Source organism: Pseudophaeobacter sp. EL27, assembly GCF_900313025.1.
Taxonomy (GTDB): domain Bacteria; phylum Pseudomonadota; class Alphaproteobacteria; order Rhodobacterales; family Rhodobacteraceae; genus Pseudophaeobacter.
Genome location: NZ_OMPQ01000002.1, coordinates 91,258 through 114,406, shown reverse-complemented (window position 1 = coordinate 114,406; position 23,149 = coordinate 91,258). Strand labels below are relative to the sequence as shown.

Below are 23,149 nucleotides of genomic sequence, written 5' to 3'. Positions count from 1 at the left end.
GATTACTGACCTCCCTGGCCGCGCAGATAGACATAGGCCACCAATAGCACCACGGCGATGAACTGGAACAACAACCGTAAACGCATCAATTTATTGGCATGCTTGCGGTTGAACTCGCCGCCTTTGCCGAAGCCACCCAGCCCGAGCACCAGCACAACCACCACAGCGGCCATTGCCAGAATTGCAAGAATATAAAGCGGATCACCCATTTGCTGTCTTCCTTCGCGTTTGCCTCGGGCTCTGGTCTAGCCGCTGCCGTCAGCCTTGGCGACAGGGAATTGCCTATCTAAGCCGCTCCAGGATGCGGTCAATTGCCCGGCTGCTCAGTATGCGCCGCAGGAAACCGGCGATATAGGTGGGGGTGGTCACATAATAGCGCGGCCGGGGCCGGGGCGATTCGCAGGCATGGATCAATTTGGCGGTAACGGCCGAGGCAGGCAGTTCAAACTGATCTGGCCCAGTGCTTTCATAAAGCCGCTTGAGCAGCTTCTTTTCATAGAGGGGGCGAAAGGGAGAGTTTTTCCAGTCGATGTGGCGCTCAAAATGCGGAATCGCATTTTCTCGGAACTTTGAGGTTACCGGGCCGGGCTCGATCAGGGCGATCTTGATATCGGTGCCGATCAGCTCCACCCGCAGCGTATCAGTCAGCCCTTCGATCGCGTATTTTGTTGCTACATAGGCGCCACGCCAGGGAAAGGCGACAAAACCCAGAATCGAGGAATTCTGCACGATTCTCCCACGGCCCTGGGCGCGCATCACGGGCAGCACCTGCCGGGTCAGTTCGTGCCAGCCAAAGACATTGGTCTCAAAGATCTGGCGCAATCCCTCGGTGGCCAGATCCTCCACCGCGCCGGGCAGCCCGTGGGCGCCATTGTTGAACAGCGCATCCAATGTGCCGCCTGTGGCCTCCAGCACCTCTGCCAGCCCGGAGGTGATGCTCTGGGTATCCGTGTAGTCGATGCGCGGGCTGTCAAAGCCTTCGGCGCGCAGACGGTCACAGTCCTGTGCCTGCCTGCAAGAGGCAAAGACCCGCCAGCCGCGTGCCCGCATGGCGCGCGCGGCGTCCAGCCCGATCCCGGAGGAGCAGCCGGTAATCAAAATTGTTTGTTGCATGGTCAACCCTGTTTGCCAAAACCCCGGGCTGTTGGATCCGGGGCGTTCTGCACAGGGTTATGAGCGTTTCTTGCTTACCAGGGAAGCGGCAACCCAGCCAATCTTCTGCCCATTTTTTGTTCTGAGCTGCAGCCAGCCAGTACCGCTGTCTTCCACAACAAGCACCTCGTCCCCTGCCAGCAGGCGCCCAATCACTGGATAGATGGTTCCAGGCCCCTGGCGCATGTTGACGCGTGAGGCACGGATTTCACGAATGTCCAGGTAGCTTTCGGGGGAGGCCTCTGCCTGCGCAGGAGCCGTATCTGACAACCCGGCGTTCAGCACCAGTCCGCCACTGCCCAGCCCCTCAATGGGACGGTTACTCATGGCGGCGAGTCCGCCTTCAATGTTATCCATATGCAACAGGCCGGTTTCAGCACTTGGGGCAAAGGCGGTGGTCGAGCTTTGCAGGCTGTTTCCAGTGGCGGCGATGTTTTGCAGGGCGACGGCCCGGCGGCGCTCTGGATCCGCAGCGGGGCGTGAATGTGCGGCTGCCTGGGCAGGAGAGACTGCGGCCTGTTGCAAAACAGGCGTGGTCACCAGCGACGCGGCGCGGATTTTGGCACTACGTTGGAATTTGTTGTCGGCAGCTGTTGAGTTTACCCCGGTGTCAGAGGCTGCAGCTTGCTGTTCTTGCGGGCGTTCAGGCGGCACGAAGTCAGCTCCGCCGCTGATTTCATAAAAACCCCAGCCCAAAAAGGCAAAAGACACAATAACAAAGCGCGACATGGCGCATCCCCCCGAACAACAAATCAATAGCGCAAATAATGGCGGCAAGCCCAAATAAGCTGGAACACGGCATTGGACCACTGCGGCAGCATAAAGGCCGCCATATCCTAATCTGATCCTCTTAATATAGTTCGAATCGCCGGCAAACACAGGGGAGACTGTGCGGGCTTCTCCCCCTTTGGGCGTTATCGGCACAAAATCGGAGGGCGGGCGGGGCACAATAGGCATGCTGGAAATGCACCACCCGCTGCAAGCCGGTGGATAAATACCAACCTTGGCTTTACCGCAGCAGGTGGGAGAAGTATCACCAATGCATGAGCGACACCCAAGATGATACCGATGCCCCGCTGCCGCAAAACGGCGAGATCCTGGAACCCCTGCGCCGCGCCATTGGTGAGCGCTACCTGACCTATGCGCTGAGCACCATCATGCACCGGGCTCTGCCCGATGCGCGTGATGGGCTGAAACCGGTGCATCGGCGGATTCTCTATGCGATGAACCGGCTGCGGCTCAGCTCGACGGGTGGCTTTTTGAAATCGGCCAAGATTTCCGGCGATACCATGGGGGATTTCCATCCCCACGGTGATGCGGCGATCTATGATGCCATGGCCCGCCTGGCGCAGGATTTCAACGTCCGCTACCCGCTGGTCGATGGCCAGGGTAACTTTGGCAATATCGACGGCGATAACCCGGCGGCCTCGCGCTACACAGAGGCGCGCATGACCTTCATCGCCGAGGCGATGCTGGAAGGTCTGAACGAAGATTCGGTCGATTTTCGCGACAACTACGATGGCCGCCTGACAGAGCCTGCGGTTCTGCCCGCGACCTTCCCCAATATCCTTGCCAATGGCGCGGCAGGGATTGCCGTGGGCATGGCGACCAATATTCCGCCGCATAATATTGCGGAACTGATTGATGCCTGCATCCACCTGATTAAATCACCAGGTGCGGATGATGACACCCTGTTGAAATATGTTCCGGGACCTGATTTCCCCACTGGTGGCATCATCGTTGAGCCTCGCGAAAATATCGCCAAGGCCTATCGCACCGGGCGCGGCTCGTTCCGCCTGCGTTGTACTCATGAGATCGAAGACTTGGGGCGGGGCCAGTGGCAGATCGTGGTCACCGAGATCCCCTATCAGGTGCAGAAATCCAAGCTGATTGAGAAAATCGCTGAGGTCATCCAGACCAAGAAAGTGCCGATCCTTGCGGATATCCGCGATGAAAGCGCCGAGGACATCCGTATCGTTCTGGAGCCCAAATCCAAGAATGTCGACCCGGACGTGTTGATGAACATGATGTTCCGCAATTCGGATCTTGAGCTGCGCTTTAGCCTCAATATGAACGTGCTGATTGATGGGGTCACGCCCAAGGTCTGCTCGATGAAGGAAGTGCTGCGTGCCTTCCTGGATCACCGGCGGGATGTTTTGCAGCGCCGGTCTGAATACCGCATGGGCAAGATCGACCACCGGCTGGAAGTGCTGGATGGCTTTATCATTGCCTTCCTCAATCTGGACCGGGTGATTGATATCATCCGTTATGATGAGGACCCCAAAGCCGCCTTGATGCGCGAAGATTGGGATCTGGATCACCCCCGCGCCTATGAGGAAGCGGATTATGTGACCCCGGCACCGGGTGAGGGGGCGCTTAGCGAGGTTCAGGCCGAAGCGATCCTGAATATGCGGCTGCGGTCCCTGCGCCGCCTCGAAGAGGTGGAGCTGACCAAGGAACGTGACGCCCTGCGCGAAGAGCGCGCCGGGCTGGTTGAGCTTTTGGGCTCGGATGATCTGCAATGGAGCAAGATTACCGAACAGCTGCGCGCCACCAAGAAACAGTTTGGCAAGGACTACGTCGGCGGTGCGCGTCGCTCTCGCTTTGCCGAGGCTGGTGAAGTCGAAGAGGTGCCGCTGGAGGCGATGATCGACCGTGAACCGATCACCGTGGTCTGCAGTCAGATGGGCTGGATCCGGGCGATGACCGGCCATATCGACCTCAATCGCGAGCTGAAGTTCAAAGATGGCGATGGTGCGCGGTTTATCTTCCATGCGGAAACCACCGACCGTCTGCTGGCCTTTGGCAGCAATGGCCGTTTCTACACGATTAGCGCTGCCAACCTGCCCGGCGGGCGCGGCATGGGTGAGCCGCTGCGTCTGATGGTGGATCTGCCCAATGAGGTGGAGATCGTCGATATCCTGATCCACAACCCCGAAGGCAGGCTCTTGGTGGCGTCCTCGGCGGGCAATGGGTTTATCTGCGCCGAAAAGGACATCGTGGCCCAGACCCGCAGTGGTAAGCAGGTGCTGAACGTCAAGGATGATGATCGTGCACAGATCTGTATTCCGGTGACCGGAGACCACGTGGCGATTGTCTCGGAAAACGGCAAGTTCCTGGTCTTCTCCGTCGAAGAAATGCCCGAGCTGACCCGCGGCAAGGGCGTGCGGTTGCAAAAATACAATATGGCGCGGGGCAAGCAGGGCTCGTTGGAGCTCGACGGTGGGCTCAGCGATATCACCACCTTCAATTGGGACGAGGGCATCTCCTGGGAGATGGGTGGTGGCAAGACCCGCCATGAAACCGACCTCAGCCAGTGGCTGGGCAAACGTGCCGGCATCGGCAAACGCCCCCCCTATGGTTTCCCACGGAACTACAAATTCAAATAGTGGGACGTTTTTCGCCTATGATCTGTGACCCCTAGGCCACCGAAATTGCCAGAGCCGCCCCTTCCGGTTTACCGATTGGGCGGCTCTGTTCTATCTGAAGCTAGATCAAATCCTATTGCTCTTATCCGATGAGGCCCCTGATGTTCCGAATCCTTGCTCTTCTGGCCTCCTTGGTCCTGCTGGCTGCCTGCGAAGAAACCCAATTGAACGAGGCCAAGGAAGACCTCGGTGATTTCAACATGCGGGTTTCTTTTGTCTATACTGACAAGGCGTTGCAATGGCCGCTGTCGCGGGCTGCTGAACCATCTGAGTGGAACGAGCCTATTGAGCGCGCGCTTGAGGCCCGTTTGGGACGCTACACTGGCGCTGGCAAATATGATGTTGCCATCACGCTTGAGGGCTTTTTGCTGGCAACCGGTGGGATCCCGGTTCTGGTGAACCCCAAAAGCGCTGCTGTGGTGAATGTCTTTGTTTATGACGTGAGTACCAAGACCTACCTGTTGAAAGAGCACCAGATGAAAATCTTTGAGGATACCACGGGGGAAAGTGCCATCATTGGGTCGGGCTACAGCCGCACAAAGGCAGAGCAGATCGACGGGCTGGCGCTCAAGATCGTTGATGGGCTGGAAGAATACATGGCCGAGCAACATGCCGAAAAGGGCTGGTTCAACGGTGGCGAATCGCCTGAGACCTTGGCCGAACCGGAACCGGTCACTGCGCCCGCCAATCCTGAAGCTGTGGCAGAGTAAAAACAGGCAGGCCAAAGTTGGCCAAAAGCAACCCGATCAAACAGGTACGGGTTGATTTTCTTCTCCAAACCAAATATGCGGCGCGCGCAGAGGAAATCTTTGGGTCGGTTGTCGGCCCTCTCTTTCAAAAGGGCGCCTAGAGAATGGCTAAGGAAAAGTTTGAACGTAATAAGCCGCACGTCAACATCGGCACCATCGGCCACGTTGACCACGGTAAAACCACTCTGACCGCAGCGATCACCAAATACTTTGGTGACTTCAAAGCCTACGACCAGATCGACGGCGCACCAGAAGAAAAAGCCCGCGGCATCACCATCTCGACCGCACACGTCGAGTATGAAACCGAAGACCGCCACTACGCGCACGTCGACTGCCCCGGCCACGCTGACTATGTGAAAAACATGATCACCGGTGCGGCACAGATGGATGGCGCCATTCTGGTTGTGAACGCGGCTGACGGCCCAATGCCTCAGACCCGTGAGCACATCCTGCTGGGCCGCCAGGTTGGCATCCCCTACATGGTTGTCTTCATGAACAAAGTTGACCAGGTTGACGACGAAGAGCTGCTTGAGCTGGTTGAAATGGAAATCCGTGAGCTGCTGTCCTCTTATGAGTACCCTGGCGACGATATTCCAATCATCGCAGGTTCCGCTCTGGCGGCGATGGAAGGCACCACACCTGAAATCGGCGAAGAGAAAATCAAAGAGCTGATGGCGGCTGTTGACGAGTATATCCCAACGCCTGCACGTGCGGTTGACCAGCCCTTCCTGATGCCTGTTGAAGACGTGTTCTCGATCTCTGGTCGTGGTACCGTTGTGACCGGCCGTGTTGAGCGTGGCGTGATCAATGTTGGCGATGCGATCGAAATCGTTGGCATCAAAGACACCCAGACCACCACCTGTACTGGTGTTGAAATGTTCCGCAAGCTGCTGGATCGCGGTGAAGCGGGCGACAACATCGGCGCCCTGCTGCGCGGTATCGACCGTGAAGCTGTTGAGCGTGGTCAGGTTCTGTGTGCGCCTAAGTCGGTGAACCCACACACCAAATTCGAAGCAGAAGCCTATATCCTGACCAAGGATGAAGGTGGCCGTCACACGCCTTTCTTCGCCAACTACCGTCCACAGTTCTACTTCCGGACCACAGACGTCACCGGTACTGTCACTCTGCCCGAGGGCACCGAGATGGTTATGCCAGGCGACAACCTGAAGTTCGACGTTGAGCTGATCGCGCCGATCGCGATGGAAGCTGGTCTGCGCTTTGCGATCCGCGAAGGCGGCCGCACCGTTGGCGCTGGCGTCGTTTCCAAAATCACCGAGTAAGGTCGAAGTCCAGCTTGCTGGGGTTCTGGCCAGTGGTGACAGGTGATCTTACCCAGCGGGGAAAATCACCGAGAACCACATAGGTGAAAAGATAGAAAGGGTCTCCCTCGGGAGGCCCTTTTTCTGTGCGGGGTAGGGGTATGCGAGGCTCTGCCTCGCGCTCCGGAATATTTGGAGAAAGATGATGGAAGAGGGGGGCTTCGTGTTTTTGAAACCTGTCCTTTGACCTGGAGCGCAATGCGGCCACAGCCTTTTTTGAGGCTGGCTCATCTTTCAAAAAGTATTGGCCTAAAGGGTAGGGACAATGCTCCATCGCTCCCAGCAGGTGTTGCCGTACTTACTACATTGGGAAGACTGGGTGGCTCACTTGATCGAGGCTGCGGTTCTGACCTGTCGGGCTTTTGTGCTGCCCCAAGTGCGCGTTTGGGCCACTCTCCTTTCGAAAGCGACGGGGCTTTTCCAGCCCAGTGCTGAGTGTCAGCGTTGCGGATTGTAGAAGCCGTTGATGTATTTGAAGATGGGCATCTCGGCCTGCCTACGGGTGTTCCATGTGTCTCGCCAGATCAGTTCAGCTTTGAGCGTCTTGAAGCACGTTTCGACCATTGCCCGGCAGTGCATGTTATCCTGCATGACGGGAGGTGCTTTGAAACCATGCTGGCGCAGGATCTTCTGGTCCTCTTGCGAGCAATATTGCGACCCGCGATCCCTGTGATGAATGCCGCCTTTGGGTGCGGCCCGGAACGCAATCACCATCCTCAAAGCCCTGATCGCAAGGGCGTGTTTCATCCGATTGCTGACAGACCAGCCAATGAGGCCGTGAAAGCAGGTCCAAGATCATGGCCGAATACAGCCAGCCTTCGCGGCTACAGATATAGCTGATGTCACCGGCCCGTTTCTGGTTTGGCTGCTCAGCCGTGAAGTCCCGATCCAGCAGGTTGGGCGCACTGGTGAACTAGTGATTGTGTCCCCCCTCGGCAGATTGCTTTACAATCGCCTGGCGGACAGTGGATGAACCTAAACCTCACGGCTTTTGGCGCGCAAAGAACACCGTGATCCATGTGTTTAGCGTCGACATGCCGGCACCCAGATCGTCAGCCACCTGCTTGGGTGTAAGCCCACTGGTCAGTGCGCTCCTTACCGCGTCGTTTCGGACTTCGCCCGTCCGTTTCAGTCCCTTAGTTTATCTCGATTGCTGCAGTAAATGCTATCAAAGGAGCGGCAGAAAACCGCAACAGATCCAATCTTGGCTGCGATTTTCCGTTTGTTGATCTTCGATAGGAAGGAGATTTGCGATGTCAAAAGGCGCCCCAGAGTTCGGGCCAAGGTCGCGTTAAAGGCGCATCAGACGTCTTGGAGCGCGGCAGCTGGTTGCTGGTGGGGATGTTGCAATGGAGCTCAGATTCACGTTTTTGAGCTCTAGGTTTGCACCTTGATGCTGGGCAATCTGGTGCAATTGATGCCACGAGCGCCCATGAGTTTAGCGAGGCTATTCAGGCCAGAGAGTGGTCTGAGGGTAAAACTGCGACCAAGCGAACCAAAATGCCTGATGGCTGCCGACATCTGCCCCATCGGTATCCACAGCCTCTATGCCGCCTGCGTCAAGTTTCAACCGGATGTCGCCGACCTTAATGGAGGCACCTTGGCGAAGCGCAATCAAAGCAGCACTGCGTTGAAAGGCGACGGGCTGACCACTGGCTGTGATCACTCCGATAATGTCTTCATGAACAGGCAAGCGCGGATCTACACCACCGACCGGAAAAATCGGGCCTTTCGCGTCTCTGCCGTTGCGAAAATCAGGATCACGGCCAAGAGCGAGGGCTTCGGCCAAAACAGTTGTCTCCGGATGTGCGGTTCTCCAAGTCCCCCAGTCAGTTGCTACGACATTGGCTTGCTCGAGTTTAAGTCTTCTTTTGGCAAGTGGACCTGTCAGGGCCTCGCCGCGAAAAGTGTCAAACACCGAATAGGTATTCAGGTCGTACATCACCTTATTTGATCGGCTCAAAAGCCCGGATGTGCGCAAAATGGGACGTTCAATCCCGGCAGGCAGCTGGTCGGTAAAATAGGCCTGGGCTGCACCACAGAGGGTGCAATAGGGAATACCCAGGTCCCGCCCGCCCAGGGTATCATTTACCATTTCACGCACTTCCATGATTTGGCGGGGATAGGCACGGAACGCACCGTTCACCTCAATGCCAAAGACGATATCATCATCGTCGAGCCAGGTGGCTTCCTGAGCGCTGGTGACTGGCGGGTTGTCAGCAGCCGGGATGCAATTGCAGGGCTCATCCGTTGTGTCATAGGGGCGATCATCAATCAGGACACCGCCCCAGGACACCAGCCGCCAATCAACATCACCCTTATCAAATAGCCTTTCCCAGCCCTCAAAAACGCTGACAAATATGGCGCGTTTGGCCTGCAGATAGTTGGGCGGTGCCGGAATGTCCCAGGCGATCAAGTGATCGGTAATGTCACCCCAAGTGTTGATGGTCCTAAAATCCTTACCCAGCAGAGCAGAAGCGGCGCTTGACAGTTCTGCAGAGAGGCGACGGTCAGGAACAAAACGCATCAAGTCACTGATCAGCCAAACAAGACGGGGGTCCTTTGACGCAGAAATCTCTGCCAGCGCATTTGTCTGGTCATCGCTCCACACCCTGTCCGACATGCTCGTAACAAAGGCCGTCTGCACCGATGACTGTAGCGCGGCGGACAAGGCCCCATCAGGCACCGGCGGCGGCGTGCCAAATTCATTGATCACATATTTTGGCAATGCTGCGGTTTGCGACTGCACCGCTGAACCACATAAGACAGCTATTCCAACCAGAACTGCGACGAGGCCGGAGTGTTCATAGGATCCAGATTTTAGTGTCATAGACGTGCCCTCTAAATGCTCAGGTCGGAACCACTGCGTACCCTTTTTCAGTATTGCAGGTCACCACATGGCATCGCGAGTCACGATTGCTTCAGCGCCCTGTGAAGAGATTTTGATAGCTCATTCAGGAATGTGAGATTGAGCTGAGCGGCCAGGTGCCCCGATGAGCTGAGGGCTTACGATGCTACCAAACTAGCTCCACCGACCTACATTGTGACAAAAGCAAATGCCCAGGCACCGCAGCTGCTGTTCAAGCCGGTTCAAAACCAGACTTGGTTCGCGGGGGCCTACAACCGTCATGGGTTTCACACAGACGGCAGTGCCAATGGGATGCGGATGGACTGCCTGAGGAACTCCTACAACTCAGTGATCGCCAAAGGATCCCAGCATGACAGTGACGAACAAAGCGATGAAAACGCAGTTCCTGGAAACCTGCGCGCAACTGCGTGAAGGGCGTTTGACCCTGCGCACGCCAGATGGCGCGCGCTATCAGTTTGGCGATCACGGCCCCGAAGCCGAAATGGAAATTCACGATTGGGCTGCGGTCTCTGCGATGGCGGTCCACGGGCAGGTCGGGTTGGGCGAGGCCTATGTTCAGGGGCTTTGGGATACGCCCTCGATCGAGGGGCTGATGTCGCTGGCCATGGTAAATCGGGAATATCTGGCCAGTTATGATCAGGCCAGCCCGTTTAACCGCGTCAAGTTTCGCATCGTTGACCGCCTGTTGCGCGCCAACTCCAAACGTGGATCACGCAAGAACATCCGCGCCCATTATGACGTCGGAAACGAGTTCTATCAGCTCTGGCTGGATGAGGGCATGACCTATTCCTCGGGGCTTTTTGGCGACACGGGCGATGATCTTGCCCAGGCGCAAACGCGCAAAAACCAACGTGTCCTGTCCCGCCTCAACCAAGGTGAAAGTGTTCTGGAGATCGGTTGCGGCTGGGGTGGCTTTGCCGAACAGGCCAGCGCCGAGGGGCGCGATGTGACGGGTGTCACCATTTCGCGCAATCAACATAGCTATGCCGACTGCCGTCTTGATGGCCGCGCCGATATTCAGCTGCGCGACTACCGCGATGTGCAGGGAACCTTCGACAATATCGTTTCCATTGAGATGATCGAAGCCGTCGGCGAGAAATACTGGCCCAGCTACTTTGATACATTGAAACGCAATCTGTCAGCAGGCGGCCGTGTCATGTTGCAGGCCATCACGGTTCCCGACAGCTTCTTTGAGACCTACCGGACCTCCTCTGATTACATCCGGCAATATGTGTTCCCCGGAGGCATGTTGTTGTCGGATCAAATGATCGCAGCCCAGGCGCGGGCCGCTGGGTTGCAGGTGAAAAACTCGTTTGCCTTTGGTCAGGACTACGGCAAGACTTGCCGGATCTGGGCACAGCGTTTGGTGGCGCAGAAACGTAAGATCAAGGAACAGGGCTACGACGAAGGATTTTTCCGCAACTGGCAATACTATCTGGAGATCTGTGCAGCCTCCTTTGCAATCGGACATACAAACGTCGTCCAGGTCGAGCTCGCACATGCGTAGCCTGTTCCACTCAAAACAAAAGTGATCCAGCTTGCTTCAGGGCCGGATTGTCGCTCGTCCGGCTCTTTGATCTCTTATGTTCGGTGCCAGCAACCCCGCCAAATTCACATTATGTCTCGCCTCAGAAAGCTGGGCGAGCAAAGCCGGTTGAACGGTGTATTGGGCCTGATGGGCTATGTGTTAAGAAAATCGCTTCTGAAGTAAGGTGTCCCTTGGGGAACAGCCGAAGGCCTCACGATAGGCAATGGAAAACCGGCCCAAATGAAAGAAACCGGCTTCATAGGCGATGCTGCTGACCAGAGTTTCCCTGGTCACAGACTGGGCGAGCATATGCGCGTGGTTTAGGCGTTGACGCTGAAGAAAGCCAATTGGCGTACAGCCAAAGCTTTGTTGGAAACTCAGTTGCAGGCTGCGAATGCTGCAGCCTGCCGCAGCCGCGATCTGTGCGACGGTAATTGGATCAGCCAAGTGTTCCAGCATGTAACTCCGGGCCCGGTTGATTTGTGGCGAAGAGACATGAGGTTGAGCCTGCGTCATCATGTGATGGATTGTACTGGGCTGAGCCATCAGGAAGCCTGCGATCAATTCCTCCTCAAAGAGGGCCTGGTGTTTGTGCTGGCGGCCTCCGAATGCCCCGTTTTGATCAGCCACTGCGACCGCGGCACGAAATTTTCTTTCCCAGTTTTGCAGGCGGGGTGCGTTCAGCCGCACTTCAGGGTCAAAAACGATTGGATGAAGGATCGACTGCCCCAAAATGCGCTCTGCTGTCTGGTGCAGGGCGGTGGCATCGATCTGGAGCAACAGTTTTTCGCAACCTTCATACCAGATCATCTGCGTTTCGCGGGTCGGATTTAGAACCGTACCGACTCGCTGTGATGCCTCCACCGTTTTGCGTCCATTGCGTACCCGGGCGCCACCAGACAAGGGGATTTGCACGAGGTAAAAATCTGTCAGCTCACCGGGGTTGATGGTCACGTCACAGCCATATCGAATATAATTCAGCGAGAGGCTCTGGCCTTGGGCATGATTGTGGCAGGCGTTGAAACTGTCATGCGCCGGGCCTGGGATCAGATCATGATCGCAGAACTGCTCGGCCACTGTCGCGCGTACAAGCTCAACGTCTGTTGAGTGTAACAGGCGATGCCCGCCCAGGGGATCAGCCGATATCCTTAGGAATGCGCGTTCCATCCCAGGTAGCCTAAGAAGTTTTAATCTTAAAGCAAGCACTATCGCGAGCCAAACTTTGTTGCGCAATTTGGACAGCCCAAACCGCGAGGGCGCAGTAGGCTGTGTGTGACAGAGTGTCATTTCAGGGAGGAAGACATGAAAGAAACAGCAGGAGTTACCGAATCCGCCGCAGGGCTTGAGGGCGTCGCGTGGAACGTCGTGGGCCATATCTACACACCAAAATTGCACTCGGACAATGCCATGATCTGGCACGCCGTTGTGCCCGCCGACACCTTTGTGCCGCCGCATGTGCATCCGACGCAGGATGAATGGATCCTGGTCGTCGAAGGCAATCTGGAGGTGGATTTCGGCTATGAAGAGGGGAAGGTAGCACCCAACAAAGCCGGGCCAGGTGACCTGATCCGGATGCCAATGGGCGTGGCACATGGGGTCTTCAACCGGTCCGGTGCCGAGGCAAAATGCGTCTTTGGCGTGGCGCCGTCACGCAAGCTCTACGATCTGTTCTGCGCCTTGGATGGTGTCACCGACCCCGAAGAACTGGTGCGGCTGTCAGCCCTGCACGAGGTCGATTTCCTGCCGCCCCCACCAGACGCGTAAGGAGAGGCCACATGGTTAGCAGAAAAACAGTTGCCGTCATTGGCGGCGGCGTCGCTGGCTTGGCCGCTGCCAAGGCCTTCGACAAAAAGGGCCACCGTGTCATCGGGTTTGAGCGCAGTCATGACTTTGGCGGCGTTTGGGAGCTGTCGCGCTCCTATCCCGGGGTGCAAACGCAAAGCCCCAAAGATCTGTATCGCTTTACCGATCTGGCTATGCCCGAGGACTATCCGCAATGGCCCAAAGGCCCACAGGTACATGCCTATATCCATTCCTATGCCGACAAGCACAAGCTTGGCCGCCTGTATCAGCTCAACACCGGAGTGGTGGGTATGGAGCGGCGCGCCGATGGCAAACCGGGATGGACGCTCACACTGGAGAGTGCAGGCAGAACCAGACAGGAAGACTTTGACTTTGTTGCCATCTGTACCGGGCAGTTTTCCTACAAAAACATCATCACCCATCCTGGGCAGGACGCGTTCGTCGCGCAGGGGGGGCAGGTCATGCATTCCTCAGAATATACCGATTCAGAGATTGCACGGGGCAAACATGTGGTTGTTCTTGGAGGGTCCAAATCCTCTACCGATATTGCGGTGAATGCCGCAGATCATGGCGCCCGTCAGGTGACCATGGTCTATCGCAAGAACGTCTGGCGCATTCCCTATTTCATTGGCGGCATCAACTTCAAACGGCTGCTCTACATGCGCGCCCAGGAGATGCAGTTTAACAGCTGGGGCCGCAGCCCGCTGAAAAAGCTGTTTGCCGCACTCACGAAACCGCTTGTCTGGGCCAATTTCCGCGGGCTGGAAACCATGCTGAAGCTTCAGCTGGGGCTGAAGAAATGGGATATGGTGCCGGATACGCCGATTGAGAAAGAGGCCTCCTGTTCGCTGCCGCTGGTCACGCCGGGCTTTTTTGAAACGCTCAAATCCGGCAAGCTGAAACTAGTTCAAGGCTCCTTTGATCACTATGATGGGGACAGCGTTGTTCTGACCAATGGCGAGCGGGTGAAGTGTGATGTTTCGGTTCTGGCCGTCGGCTGGAAACTGGGCGTGCCTGTCCTGCCCGATGCCTACCGCGAGAAGCTGATCGAAAGCGATGGACAATACAGGGTCTATCGGTTGTCGGTGAACCCGGACTTGCCCGAAGTGGGGTTTGTTGGTTTCAATTCCAGCTTCTGCACCATCTTGTCGGCGGAAATGATCGCCAACTGGCTGGTGCGCTATGCGGATGGGCAACTTGCTCAGCAGCCCAGCGAGGCTGATATGAACAGCAATATCGAGATGATGCTGAACTGGCGACGCAAGGAACGCCCTGCGGCGCAGGTCTATGGCGGGCTGTGTTCGGCCCCGTTCCATTTCAAGCATTTTGATGAATTGCTGGCGGATATGGGGGCGACCAAGACCAAACGTTCAAACCCTCTGGCCGAACAGTTCTCCTACCCGGACGCCGATGCCTACGGCGAGTTTCTCGCCTCGGCACCAGACTATCAGGCCGGGTAACGGATGAAAAAAGCGGAGTAAATTGACATGCGCGATTGGGATGATGCCTTTAACAATATGGGGCATGTCAAAGGCTCTGATGCGTTGCCCGGTTTCTGGGCAGCGCGCGCCGCCGAGTATCGCAGGGGTCCGGTGCGGATCGATGCCGATATTTCATATGGCGACAGTGAACGGGAAACCTTTGATCTGATCTGGCCAGACAGCCCGCCCCGAGGGGTTCTGGTCTTTGTGCACGGCGGTTTCTGGATGCGGTTGGACAAATCCTATTGGACGGATCTGGCCGAAGGTGTGCGGGCCCATGGCTGGGCTGTCTGCATTCCCAGCTATACTCTGGCTCCGGTGGCGCGTATTGGCGAGATCACCAAGCAGATTGCAAAGGCGCTGGAGGCGGTCAGCAGCTACGTTGAGGGGCCTATTCGACTGGCAGGGCATTCGGCAGGCGGTCATCTTGTGACGCGTATGGTCTGTTTGAACAGCCCGCTGTCACCGCGAACCCGCGCGCGTATTGAAAAGACGGTCTCGATCAGCGGGCTGCATGATCTGCGACCTCTGCTCCATACCGAGATGAACGCGACTCTTAAGCTGACGCAGAAAGAAGCCAGCGCTGAAAGTGCAGCCTTGCTGAGACCCGTGGAGGAGGCACGCGTCACAGCCTGGGTTGGAGGAGCGGAACGCCCAGAATTCATCAGGCAGTCACAGGCCTTGGCCCTGATGTGGGAAGGATTGGACGCGGATATGAAATTGGTTGTTGAACAAGGGCATAACCATTTCACCATTCTTGAGGGGATGAAGTCGTCAATCTCACCTCTGTGTCTAGAATTGGTCGAGTAGCGTGAAGAGCTGACCAAATGAGGTTGCAGCAAATCTATGCCAAACGCTCAGGTCGTTGCGACAAGCCAGTCAGGGCGGATCCCGGATGCGTCCATAAAGGGTGCAACATCCAGGCCGCGAAAGAGACCGTGATCCGTTACGAGGATGGTGGGTATACCTGCGGCCGCGCCGCCCAGGACATCGGTATGCAGCGTGTCGCCCACCATGACGATGCGGTGGCGGGGGATATCTGACAGCCGGTTTAGGGCGACCTCAAAGGCATTGCCAAATGGCTTGCCATAAAACGCTGCCTTCAGTCCTGTTTGCGCGATGATATCATGCGCAATTAGGCCCGGTTCCAGCGACAGACCATCCTCGCGCGGGGCGACCAGATCCGGGTTGGCAACGACCAATGGGCGCGGGCGGTCTTTCAGGGCCTGAACCACAGCATCCGTGTCAGTGTCGCGCCAGCGGACAGAGGACAGCAGCAGCACACCGCCGGCAGTGCCTAGCAGATCTGGGTCTTCGGCCAGATGGGCGATCCGCGCCGAAGGTGGCGCATCGCCAAAGTCATCCCCCTGGGCTGCAGCTGCGGCCCAGACCATGTTGGTAGGCAATTCAGGAAGATTGGCAAAAGCCACATCGCGGCTGGAAACTACTTCACTGGCGTCAAAGTCAAAGCCAAGCCGGTGGTATTTTTCCAGAATTTCGGTGCGGGTATAGCTTGCGGCATTGGTGAGAACGATCAGCTGTTTGCCCAAGGCGCGCAGCGCGGCCATGCGCTCCACCGCGCCCTCAATGGCGGTTTCACCTCGGTTCAATACGCCAAAGGCATCCAGAATATAGGCGTCAAAATCGGCGGCAGTATCGCTGAGGTCCTGTCCCAGGTGGGAGGCCTGGGGAAACACTGCGGTGGGCAGGCTTGCCCGGACGCTCTCATAGCGTTGAAAGGCCCATTTGCTGTCGATCATCGGGATTGGCCTTGTTGAGGAAAAATGCGGCGGCCAGACAGGCTGGCCGCCCAAAGACTTAGAGGATTTTTTTGCGCATGTAAGAGGAAACCACCTCTCCGAACACCACAAGCGCCAGGATGGTAAGCAGCACCATGGAGACCTCGGGCCAGTTGAAGGTGTCGATGGCACCCTGCAGGATCATTCCGATGCCACCCGCGCCGACAAGACCCAGCACTGTGGATTCACGCAGGTTGATGTCCCAGCGCAGGATCGCAATGGCAAAAAAGGCAGGCATCACCTGGGGCACAATGGCATAGAGCACAATCTTGAAACGCGAGGCACCGCAGGCCTCCAGAGCCTCGACCGGCTTGGGGTCAATCTCTTCGATGGCCTCGCCCAACAGTTTGCCCAGAAAGCCGATAGAGCGAAACATGATGGCGACAATGCCCGCGACGATGCCGGGACCAAAGATCGCCACAAAGAGCAGCGCCCAGATAATGGTATTGACCGAGCGGGAGGACACCAGGATGAACCGGCCAATCCACAGGGTCACGCGGTTGGGGGTGGTGTTCTGCGCCGAGATATAGGCGACCGGCAGGGAGACCACGACAGCAAACATCGTGGCCAGTGTGGCGATGTTCACGGTCTGCCAGATGGCCTCGAGGATGGAGGGCAGATTGCTGGGATCCGGTGGCATCATGCGACCAAAGAGATCCCCCATCTGTGTCGGGGCGTCCCAGACCCATTCCCAGATCACATTGATGCTGCTGAGGGCCCAGGCCACGATCAATAGGGTGAACATCAGCCCAGCATAGCGCATCAATCGCTGGCGCAGAGTGAAACGAGACCAGTGATCAAGTGTTTGATGCAAAGAGTGTGTGCCCATCATGCGATCCGCTTTCTGATAAATCCGCTGACCGCCTCGGAGATGAGGATGACGCCGACAATGACCATGGTGATGGCCAGGGCAAAGTCATAGTCGTAGCGACCAAAGGCATTGGCCAAGGTGGCGCCGATGCCCCCTGCGCCGACGATGCCCACCACGGCAGAGGCCCGCAGGTTACTGTCCAGCTGGTAGATGCCCAGACCCACAAGCCGTGGCATGATCTGCGGCACAACGGCATAGATCAGCGTGGAGAGAAATCCGGCCCCCACGGAGCGCATTGCCTCAACCTGGCCAAAATCGATCTCTTCGATCCGCTCGGCCAACAGTTTTGCCACAAAACCGATGGAATAGACCACCAGTGTCAGGGCGCCGGCAAAGGGGCCAAAGCCAACCGCTTTTACAAAAATGATGGCGACGATTACCGGGTGAAAACTGCGCGCCACAATGATGATGCCGCGCCCCAGAAAGTAGATAGGTTTTATGGAGATGTTACGCGCCGCCATGAAGGCCAGGGGCACCGACAGGGCAATGCCGCCCACAGTTGCCAGGATGGCAATCTTCAGGCTTTCCAGAAAGCCATCAATCAACAGGCCGGAACGTTCAAAATTTGGCGGAAAGGCGCCGTTGAAAATGCGCTGTGCCCGCTGCATCCCGTCAGAGACACGCGCCCAGTCAATGGGCAATGTGGCCAGGGTGATAACAACGTAGAGGGTGAGGGCGGCATATATCCCGTAGCGCAGTACCGGGTTTTTGATAAAGGAGGGCTTGCGCCAGGTAGATCTCTGCGTGTTCATGCAACGGCCCCAACTTCGGCGCGGTCCATGGCAGGAACTCCGGCATAGATTTCGTCCATTTCCGGCTTGTCCAGCTTGCCAGGCAGATCATCAAAAATGATGCGCCCATAGCGCATGCCAACAATGCGGTCGCTGTATTCCTTGGCCTCGGTGACGTTGTGGATATTGATGATCACCGGCAGTTTCAGCTCTGAGGCCAGATCGCGCAGCAGCGACATGATCTGCTCCGATGTCTTGGGGTCGAGCGAGGCAGTGGGTTCATCGGCCAATAGGATTTCGGGGCGCTGCATCAAGGCCCGCACCACGCCAACCCGCTGGCGTTCGCCCCCCGACAGCTCATCCGCGCGGCGGTCCGCATAATGGGCGATACCAACCCGTTCCATCAGCTCATAGGCATGGCGGATATCCTCGCGCGGGTAGCGCCGGGTCAGTGCCGCCCAGGTGGAGATATAGCCCAGTCGGCCAGACTGCACGTTTTCCATCACCGTCAGGCGATCAATCAGGTTGAAGCTTTGAAAGACCATGCCGATGCGACGACGGGCAATGCGCAATTCGCCCCGACTCAAAGTGGTGAATTCGGTGCCGTTCAGATTGATGGAGCCCGAAGTGGGTTCAACCAATCGGTTGATGCAGCGCAGAAGGGTGCTTTTGCCGGCCCCGGAAGAGCCGATTACGGAGGTCAACTGATCGCCTTCGACAGTGAGATCCAGCTCTTTGAGCACCGGATCGCCGGATCCGTATCGTTTGGTCAGTTTGGAAATTTTTAGCATTGGGGGTCCTCGGGCATGGCTGCGCCATGCCTATGACATGCGCTCCGCAGGGTGGTGCGCAGGGCTGGAAAGAAGTGCCCGGACAACGACAACTGCCAGGATGGCAGGCGCTGTCCGGTTAGTTTTGAGGGGATTACTTCCCGGCAAGCCCTTGGGGGGTATATTCCACACCATTGGATTTCTGGATCTGACGGATGACCGCCCATTGATCCTGGTAGGTGATTGGAATGAACTTGCTGACGCCAGAGAATTCGTCACCCAGTTTGGTGCCGGCAAAATCGAAGGTAAAGAAGGCTTCTTTGATCTTCTCGGTCAGCGCCGGGTCCAGGTTATGCGCGACGTTGAAGGAGGTGGTTGGGAAGGGATCACTCTCCCAGATCATGCGCACCTCTTCGGCGTCATAGAGGCCACGCTCGGCCATGCGTTCAACCACCTCGGAGGCCACGGGGGCGGCGTCGTAATCGCCGGCCACAACGCCCAACATGGATTGGTCATGGGAACCGGAATAGGTGACTTCGTAGTCTTTATCGGGCTCAACCCCCAGGGTCGGGAACAGGGCGCGTGGCGCCTGGTTGCCAGAATTGGAGGTCGGCGAAGTATGTGCGACGCGGCGGCCAGCCAGATCTTTCACTTCTTTGATGTCGCTGTCTGCCTGGGTGAAGACCTGCAGCTTATAGCCAAACTGGCCGTCCTCTGCGCCCATGATGGCAAAGGGTACCGCTCCGGCTAGGTTCACCGCAAAGGGTGTTGGCCCGGTGGAAAAGCCTGCAACATGCAAACGGCCAGAACGCATGGCCTCGACTTCGGCAGAGTTGGATTGCACCGCAAAGAACTGAACATCCTTGCCGGTGACCTCTTCCATGTGGGAAATGAACGGGGCCCAGATATCTGCATAGACTGCCGGGTCCTCAACCGGGGTATAGGCAAAAACCAGGGTATCCGGGTTGCGAAGCTGAGCCGGATCGGTTGGGGTATCCGCAACCAGATCGCCATTGGCGTCACAATAAAGCTCGTCCAGCGCGCCACGATCGGCGCAGCCTTCGGCGGCGGCAGCAAAGGCGCTCGCCGACAGGATGCCCAGTGCCGCAGCGGTGCGGGTAATGAATGGTGTCATGGTGTCCTCCCTTTTCACGCTTGCCTTTTGACGTTCACCAAAAAAAGTTCACCCAAAGGCGATGCGCTGACCAACCCAGGGTAGGAGAGCGCGGCGCGCGGAGGCGAGTCCGCGACTGTTAACGGAACAGACGAAAAGCCAGTTTAATGTTAACAATATTACAAACTTGGTTGCGCTGGCCAAAAATCTGGCATGATCTGCGGCACTGGATCGAACACGTTTGGAACCTGGCGGTTTTCTCTTACCGCAGGAAGACACAGGAAGAAGGTGCATGCTTATGGGCAAAGCCGAGCCGCTCATTGCCATTGTGGACGATGATGAAAGCGTGCGTGTCACCCTGTCTGCCTTGATGCGTGAAAGCGGGTTTGAGGCCATCTGTTGTGCCGATATCCCCTCCTTCATGGCCCTGGGCGACCCGCCGCCGGTGGATTTGGCGCTGATTGATCTGCGTCTGCGGGGGGAGTCGGGCCTGACCCTGGCGATCCATATACGCGAGCGCTATGAAATCCCGATTGTGATGCTGACCGGTGTTGGGGATGAGATCGACAAGATCATCGGATTGGAAACTGGGGCGGATGACTATCTGATCAAACCCTTTAACCCGCGTGAACTGGTCGCGCGCATTCGGGCGGTGTTGCGGCGCTATGGGCATGGCAATTCAAAACCCGGCGCCACCTCGGGGCAGGGTATTGGTTTTGGGTCCAAGCGCATCGATATCCAAACCCGTCGCGTGCTGGATGCCGAGGGCGAAGAAATCCCGCTGACCAATGCGGAATACCGCCTGTTGGAGTATTTTGCGCGCAATCCCAATCGGGTTATTCCGCGGCCGGAACTGTTGCAGGAGTTGGGCTCCGATATGCAGCGCTATGTGGACCGTACCATTGATGTGTTGATCCTGCGTCTGCGCCGCAAGATTGAGCCGGTTGCCTCCAAGCCGGTGCATCTGCAAACCCGCCGCGCGCAGGGCTATATTTTCCACCTCTCGCCAGAAGGCCAGTGATGCCATTTCTTGCAAACCTGAGCGTCCGGTTTCGCCTCTCGGCGGCGATTGCGGTGTTGTTTGGTCTGATGTTGCTGGTCAGCTCGATTGGCCTGCTGGTGTTGAACCGCACCGAACTGTGGATGAATGTGTTGCACAAAGAGACATTGGCGGAAGTCTCCGATGCCTTGGATCTTTCACGGGAATCAGCCGATCTGGCGACCTCGGCACCCTTTTTGCATGCGCTGTTTCCGCCCTTCCAGCTGGAGCAGGAAGAGGCCAAGGTCCTGACCAACCTGCAGCGGATCGAAGTGCTTTCGGCGGATGATCCGGAACTGGATTTGCCGGTGGCCCGTCTGCGCTATGCCATTGATGATTTGACAGCGGCCCTGGCACCGCAGACCGCACGACAGGCCGCGCTGGATGCGATTGACCGCGACATGGTGCGGCTGAACCGGCGGGTGCGACGCTTTGCCGGGGACAGGGCCTTGCCGCTGACAGAGCGCGAGGTCTGGTCTGGTTTGCAACAGCTTACGGCAAGTGCAATCGGCGCAGGCCGGGCCAATGCGCTGATCGAGCTGGGGGAGTTCAATCGCCGCTACAGCAGGCAACGTGAGGCGGCGTTGGGGCAGCTCTTGCCGGTTCATGCCACGACACTGGAGGAGATAGAGCAGGCGGCCCAACGCGGAGAAAACCTGTTCGTGCTGAAGCATCGTGACCTGGCGGCCCGGCTTGATGCGGAAAACGCCCTGTTCCGCATCCGCCAGGAGGCCCGCCGCGTCAGTACCTTTGCTGCGGTCAAGGTCGCGCTGGCAGAAGACCGGCTTTCGCAGGCGCGGGCAGAGACATCGGACAATCTGAAAATCGCCAAAAACGCCTTTCTCGCCCTGACCGTGGTGAGCCTGTTGGTGGCCATTACCTCGTCGCTCTATGTGTCGCGCTATGTGGCGGGCAACCTGCAACGTATCGCCAAAGCCATGCGCAGGCTTGCGGCCGGCAACCATCGTACAGGTCTGCCGCAGGGGCCAAATTCACAGGACGAAATTGGCCAGCTTTATGCGGCCTTTCATGTCTTCCGCGAAAGTGCCCGCAAACTGGAGCGCAGAACCCGGCAGATTGGCCACCAGAACGCGCTGTTTTCGCGGGTGTTTCGCGACATCAAGGACGGCGTGGTAATTGCCTCCGCTGAAGGGGTGATCAAGGCTGAGAATGACAATCTGCGGCAGCTTTTGAGACTGCCGCCCGCCGAGAAGGGGGCTGCCGCGCGGGTTGCCGATTTGATTACCCAATCCAGTTTTTCGCGCCGGACCTCCGCCAGTGAACATGGCGGGTTTGAAGAATATGCCGACCCGGCGGGCAACGTGCTGGAGCTGCGCCGTTCTCCCCTGCCCAATGGCGAAGAGGTCTGGCTGGTGTCCGAAACCACCGAACGCAAACGGGTGGAGCAACGGCTGGAGGAAATTCGACGGGTCGAGGCGCTGGGCAAGGTCTCTGGGGAGGTCGCCCATGATTTTGGCAATATCCTGTCGAGTATTTCGGGAAACCTGCATCTGCTGGAGGCTGTACAGGCAGAGGAGGCTCAGCATCTTCATACCCGTTTGCGATCAGCCCTGGATCTGGGCGTGTCGCTGACAGAGCGATTGCTGGCCTTTGCCCGCAAACAGCATCTGGAGCCACAGGTGACAGATATCGGGTTACTGGTAGAGGGCATGTCAGATCTGTTGGAGATTGCGGTGCCAAGCTCGGTGACGATGGGTTTTGAAACTCCGTCTGAACCGGTTCTGGCCAGAGTGGATCCTGGCCAATTGGAGAGCGCCGTGTTGAACCTCTGCGTCAATGCAGGGCAGGCAATCGGTGAGACCGGGCATATCCAGGTCTGCGTGACGGCTGAGGACGGGGCGACGCTGTCGATCCGTGACAATGGCTCCGGGATGTCACCTGAGGTGCTGCGTCACGCAACAGAGCCGTTTTATTCCAACCGTGAGGATGGCACTGGCACCGGGCTGGGGCTGTCCATGGTCGATGGGTTCGTGCATCAATCCGGTGGGCATCTGAGCCTCACCTCACAGACGGAGGGACCCAATCAAGGCACCACTGTGACCCTCAGGTTTCCAGCGCTGACAGATGAGCCTGACCAGGTCGGCGAAGACCAGGCGCCGGGGGTGGCATTGGTGGTTGATGACGCTCCAGCCTATCTGGACTCAACCTCAGAAATGTTGGAGCGCTTGGGCTATGTGGTTATTCGGGCTGTAAGTTTCAGTGAGGGCAGTGCTCTGTTGCGCCGACAGTCCAGGCTGGATCTAGTGGTGAGTGACTTGAATCTGGACGGGGGGGCTTCCGGCTGGGATATTCTGCACCTCGGACTTCGCCTGTTTCCGACCTGTCGTTTGGTTCTCATGTCGACCCGCGAAACCTATCGCATTCCAAAGGCGTTTGATACGATGGCGGGGCCTGCCAAACTGACAAAACCCTTCACGGAGACGATGATGCGGCAGTTGCTTGTCACCTCCTGACAGAAGGGCTTCCTGTCAGCAT

The 23,149-nt window shown here is 57.4% G+C and carries 19 protein-coding genes and 1 pseudogene; 9 read left to right on the top strand and 11 right to left on the bottom strand.

The annotated features are described in order from the left end of the window. Positions 1-2 precede the first annotated feature (2 nt). From ED661_RS00680 to ED661_RS00670, 3 genes are all read right to left on the bottom strand, one after another. The gene (locus ED661_RS00680) at positions 3-209 is read right to left on the bottom strand and encodes a twin transmembrane helix small protein (RefSeq protein ID WP_122072038.1); all 207 of its coding nucleotides are present in this window, start codon (positions 207-209) and stop codon (positions 3-5) included. A 73-nt stretch (positions 210-282) separates the two neighbouring features. Continuing rightward, the gene (locus ED661_RS00675; protein ID WP_122072037.1) at positions 283-1,113 is read right to left on the bottom strand and encodes an SDR family NAD(P)-dependent oxidoreductase; all 831 of its coding nucleotides are present in this window, start codon (positions 1,111-1,113) and stop codon (positions 283-285) included. Between the two features lie 57 nt (positions 1,114-1,170). Continuing rightward, complete coding sequence (locus tag ED661_RS00670; protein ID WP_122072036.1) at positions 1,171-1,881, bottom strand: SH3 domain-containing protein; 711 nt, start codon at positions 1,879-1,881, stop codon at positions 1,171-1,173. Between the two features lie 314 nt (positions 1,882-2,195). Between ED661_RS00670 and ED661_RS00665 the strand changes: the two genes are divergently transcribed. The 3 genes from ED661_RS00665 to tuf all read left to right on the top strand — a co-directional run bounded on the left by ED661_RS00665 (position 2,196) and on the right by tuf (position 6,609). Continuing rightward, complete coding sequence (locus ED661_RS00665) at positions 2,196-4,541, top strand: DNA topoisomerase IV subunit A (protein WP_122072035.1); 2,346 nt, start codon at positions 2,196-2,198, stop codon at positions 4,539-4,541. Positions 4,542-4,681: 140 nt separating this feature from the next. Continuing rightward, a complete protein-coding gene (locus ED661_RS00660; RefSeq protein ID WP_254054729.1) occupies positions 4,682-5,290 on the top strand; it encodes a hypothetical protein in 609 nt (202 codons plus the stop codon). Positions 5,291-5,433: 143 nt separating this feature from the next. Continuing rightward, complete coding sequence (gene tuf / locus ED661_RS00655) at positions 5,434-6,609, top strand: elongation factor Tu (protein WP_122072034.1); 1,176 nt, start codon at positions 5,434-5,436, stop codon at positions 6,607-6,609. A 477-nt stretch (positions 6,610-7,086) separates the two neighbouring features. On the opposite strand, the pseudogene ED661_RS00650 reads toward tuf, so the two are convergent. Both ED661_RS00650 and ED661_RS00645 read right to left on the bottom strand, forming a co-directional pair. Beyond that, positions 7,087-7,780: pseudogene (locus tag ED661_RS00650) on the bottom strand (IS3 family transposase). A 315-nt stretch (positions 7,781-8,095) separates the two neighbouring features. Then, on the bottom strand, positions 8,096-9,478 hold the full coding sequence (locus ED661_RS00645; protein WP_122072033.1) for a DUF3179 domain-containing (seleno)protein: 1,383 nt from the start codon (positions 9,476-9,478) through the stop codon (positions 8,096-8,098). A gap of 388 nt (positions 9,479-9,866) precedes the next feature. Here ED661_RS00645 and ED661_RS00640 point away from each other — a divergent pair, with 388 nt between their 5' ends. Beyond that, complete coding sequence (locus tag ED661_RS00640) at positions 9,867-11,024, top strand: cyclopropane-fatty-acyl-phospholipid synthase family protein (RefSeq protein ID WP_122072032.1); 1,158 nt, start codon at positions 9,867-9,869, stop codon at positions 11,022-11,024. A gap of 180 nt (positions 11,025-11,204) precedes the next feature. Here ED661_RS00640 and ED661_RS00635 read toward each other — a convergent pair whose 3' ends face one another. Continuing rightward, entirely contained in the window at positions 11,205-12,278 is a 1,074-nt protein-coding gene (locus tag ED661_RS00635) for an AraC family transcriptional regulator (RefSeq protein WP_216822426.1), read from the bottom strand. A 69-nt stretch (positions 12,279-12,347) separates the two neighbouring features. Between ED661_RS00635 and ED661_RS00630 the strand changes: the two genes are divergently transcribed. The 3 genes from ED661_RS00630 to ED661_RS00620 are packed head-to-tail and all read left to right on the top strand — an operon-like array spanning position 12,348 to position 15,139. Then, the gene (locus ED661_RS00630; protein WP_122072030.1) at positions 12,348-12,809 is read left to right on the top strand and encodes a cupin domain-containing protein; all 462 of its coding nucleotides are present in this window, start codon (positions 12,348-12,350) and stop codon (positions 12,807-12,809) included. Between the two features lie 11 nt (positions 12,810-12,820). Beyond that, complete coding sequence (locus ED661_RS00625) at positions 12,821-14,308, top strand: NAD(P)/FAD-dependent oxidoreductase (RefSeq protein WP_122072029.1); 1,488 nt, start codon at positions 12,821-12,823, stop codon at positions 14,306-14,308. A 27-nt stretch (positions 14,309-14,335) separates the two neighbouring features. After that, the gene (locus tag ED661_RS00620; RefSeq protein WP_122072028.1) at positions 14,336-15,139 is read left to right on the top strand and encodes an alpha/beta hydrolase; all 804 of its coding nucleotides are present in this window, start codon (positions 14,336-14,338) and stop codon (positions 15,137-15,139) included. Between the two features lie 47 nt (positions 15,140-15,186). On the opposite strand, the gene ED661_RS00615 is transcribed toward ED661_RS00620, so the two are convergent. The 5 genes from ED661_RS00615 to phnD form a co-directional block, all read right to left on the bottom strand. Then, the gene (locus ED661_RS00615; protein WP_122072027.1) at positions 15,187-16,089 is read right to left on the bottom strand and encodes an HAD-IIA family hydrolase; all 903 of its coding nucleotides are present in this window, start codon (positions 16,087-16,089) and stop codon (positions 15,187-15,189) included. A 58-nt stretch (positions 16,090-16,147) separates the two neighbouring features. Next, complete coding sequence (phnE, locus tag ED661_RS00610) at positions 16,148-16,960, bottom strand: phosphonate ABC transporter, permease protein PhnE (protein ID WP_122072026.1); 813 nt, start codon at positions 16,958-16,960, stop codon at positions 16,148-16,150. Continuing rightward, entirely contained in the window at positions 16,957-17,751 is a 795-nt protein-coding gene (phnE, locus tag ED661_RS00605) for a phosphonate ABC transporter, permease protein PhnE (RefSeq protein WP_122072025.1), read from the bottom strand. The genes phnE (ED661_RS00610) and phnE (ED661_RS00605) overlap by 4 nt, the downstream gene beginning before the upstream one ends. Continuing rightward, a complete protein-coding gene (gene phnC, locus ED661_RS00600; RefSeq protein WP_122072024.1) occupies positions 17,748-18,521 on the bottom strand; it encodes a phosphonate ABC transporter ATP-binding protein in 774 nt (257 codons plus the stop codon). The genes phnE (ED661_RS00605) and phnC overlap by 4 nt, the downstream gene beginning before the upstream one ends. A 133-nt stretch (positions 18,522-18,654) precedes the next feature. Continuing rightward, a complete protein-coding gene (gene phnD / locus ED661_RS00595) occupies positions 18,655-19,635 on the bottom strand; it encodes a phosphate/phosphite/phosphonate ABC transporter substrate-binding protein (RefSeq protein WP_122072023.1) in 981 nt (326 codons plus the stop codon). 271 nt (positions 19,636-19,906) lie between these two features. Between phnD and ED661_RS00590 the strand changes: the two genes are divergently transcribed. Together ED661_RS00590 and ED661_RS00585 are read left to right on the top strand one after the other, a co-directional pair. Beyond that, a complete protein-coding gene (locus ED661_RS00590; protein WP_122072022.1) occupies positions 19,907-20,635 on the top strand; it encodes a response regulator in 729 nt (242 codons plus the stop codon). Continuing rightward, a complete protein-coding gene (locus tag ED661_RS00585; protein WP_122072021.1) occupies positions 20,635-23,127 on the top strand; it encodes an ATP-binding protein in 2,493 nt (830 codons plus the stop codon). The genes ED661_RS00590 and ED661_RS00585 overlap by 1 nt, the downstream gene beginning before the upstream one ends. Positions 23,128-23,149: the final 22 nt, after the last annotated feature.

Bases quoted from the DNA above. Each gene is read 5' to 3' on its own strand.
- ED661_RS00680 (WP_122072038.1), bottom strand. From the start codon at position 209: ATGGGTGATCCGCTTTATATTCTTGCAATTCTGGCAATGGCCGCTGTG.
- ED661_RS00675 (WP_122072037.1), bottom strand. From the start codon at position 1,113: ATGCAACAAACAATTTTGATTACCGGCTGCTCCTCCGGGATCGGGCTG.
- ED661_RS00670 (WP_122072036.1), bottom strand. From the start codon at position 1,881: ATGTCGCGCTTTGTTATTGTGTCTTTTGCCTTTTTGGGCTGGGGTTTT.
- ED661_RS00665 (WP_122072035.1), top strand. From the start codon at position 2,196: ATGAGCGACACCCAAGATGATACCGATGCCCCGCTGCCGCAAAACGGC.
- ED661_RS00660 (WP_254054729.1), top strand. From the start codon at position 4,682: ATGTTCCGAATCCTTGCTCTTCTGGCCTCCTTGGTCCTGCTGGCTGCC.
- tuf (WP_122072034.1), top strand. From the start codon at position 5,434: ATGGCTAAGGAAAAGTTTGAACGTAATAAGCCGCACGTCAACATCGGC.
- ED661_RS00645 (WP_122072033.1), bottom strand. From the start codon at position 9,478: ATGACACTAAAATCTGGATCCTATGAACACTCCGGCCTCGTCGCAGTT.
- ED661_RS00640 (WP_122072032.1), top strand. From the start codon at position 9,867: ATGACAGTGACGAACAAAGCGATGAAAACGCAGTTCCTGGAAACCTGC.
- ED661_RS00630 (WP_122072030.1), top strand. From the start codon at position 12,348: ATGAAAGAAACAGCAGGAGTTACCGAATCCGCCGCAGGGCTTGAGGGC.
- ED661_RS00625 (WP_122072029.1), top strand. From the start codon at position 12,821: ATGGTTAGCAGAAAAACAGTTGCCGTCATTGGCGGCGGCGTCGCTGGC.
- ED661_RS00620 (WP_122072028.1), top strand. From the start codon at position 14,336: ATGCGCGATTGGGATGATGCCTTTAACAATATGGGGCATGTCAAAGGC.
- ED661_RS00615 (WP_122072027.1), bottom strand. From the start codon at position 16,089: ATGATCGACAGCAAATGGGCCTTTCAACGCTATGAGAGCGTCCGGGCA.
- phnE (WP_122072026.1), bottom strand. From the start codon at position 16,960: ATGATGGGCACACACTCTTTGCATCAAACACTTGATCACTGGTCTCGT.
- phnE (WP_122072025.1), bottom strand. From the start codon at position 17,751: ATGAACACGCAGAGATCTACCTGGCGCAAGCCCTCCTTTATCAAAAAC.
- phnC (WP_122072024.1), bottom strand. From the start codon at position 18,521: ATGCTAAAAATTTCCAAACTGACCAAACGATACGGATCCGGCGATCCG.
- phnD (WP_122072023.1), bottom strand. From the start codon at position 19,635: ATGACACCATTCATTACCCGCACCGCTGCGGCACTGGGCATCCTGTCG.
- ED661_RS00590 (WP_122072022.1), top strand. From the start codon at position 19,907: ATGCTTATGGGCAAAGCCGAGCCGCTCATTGCCATTGTGGACGATGAT.
- ED661_RS00585 (WP_122072021.1), top strand. From the start codon at position 20,635: ATGCCATTTCTTGCAAACCTGAGCGTCCGGTTTCGCCTCTCGGCGGCG.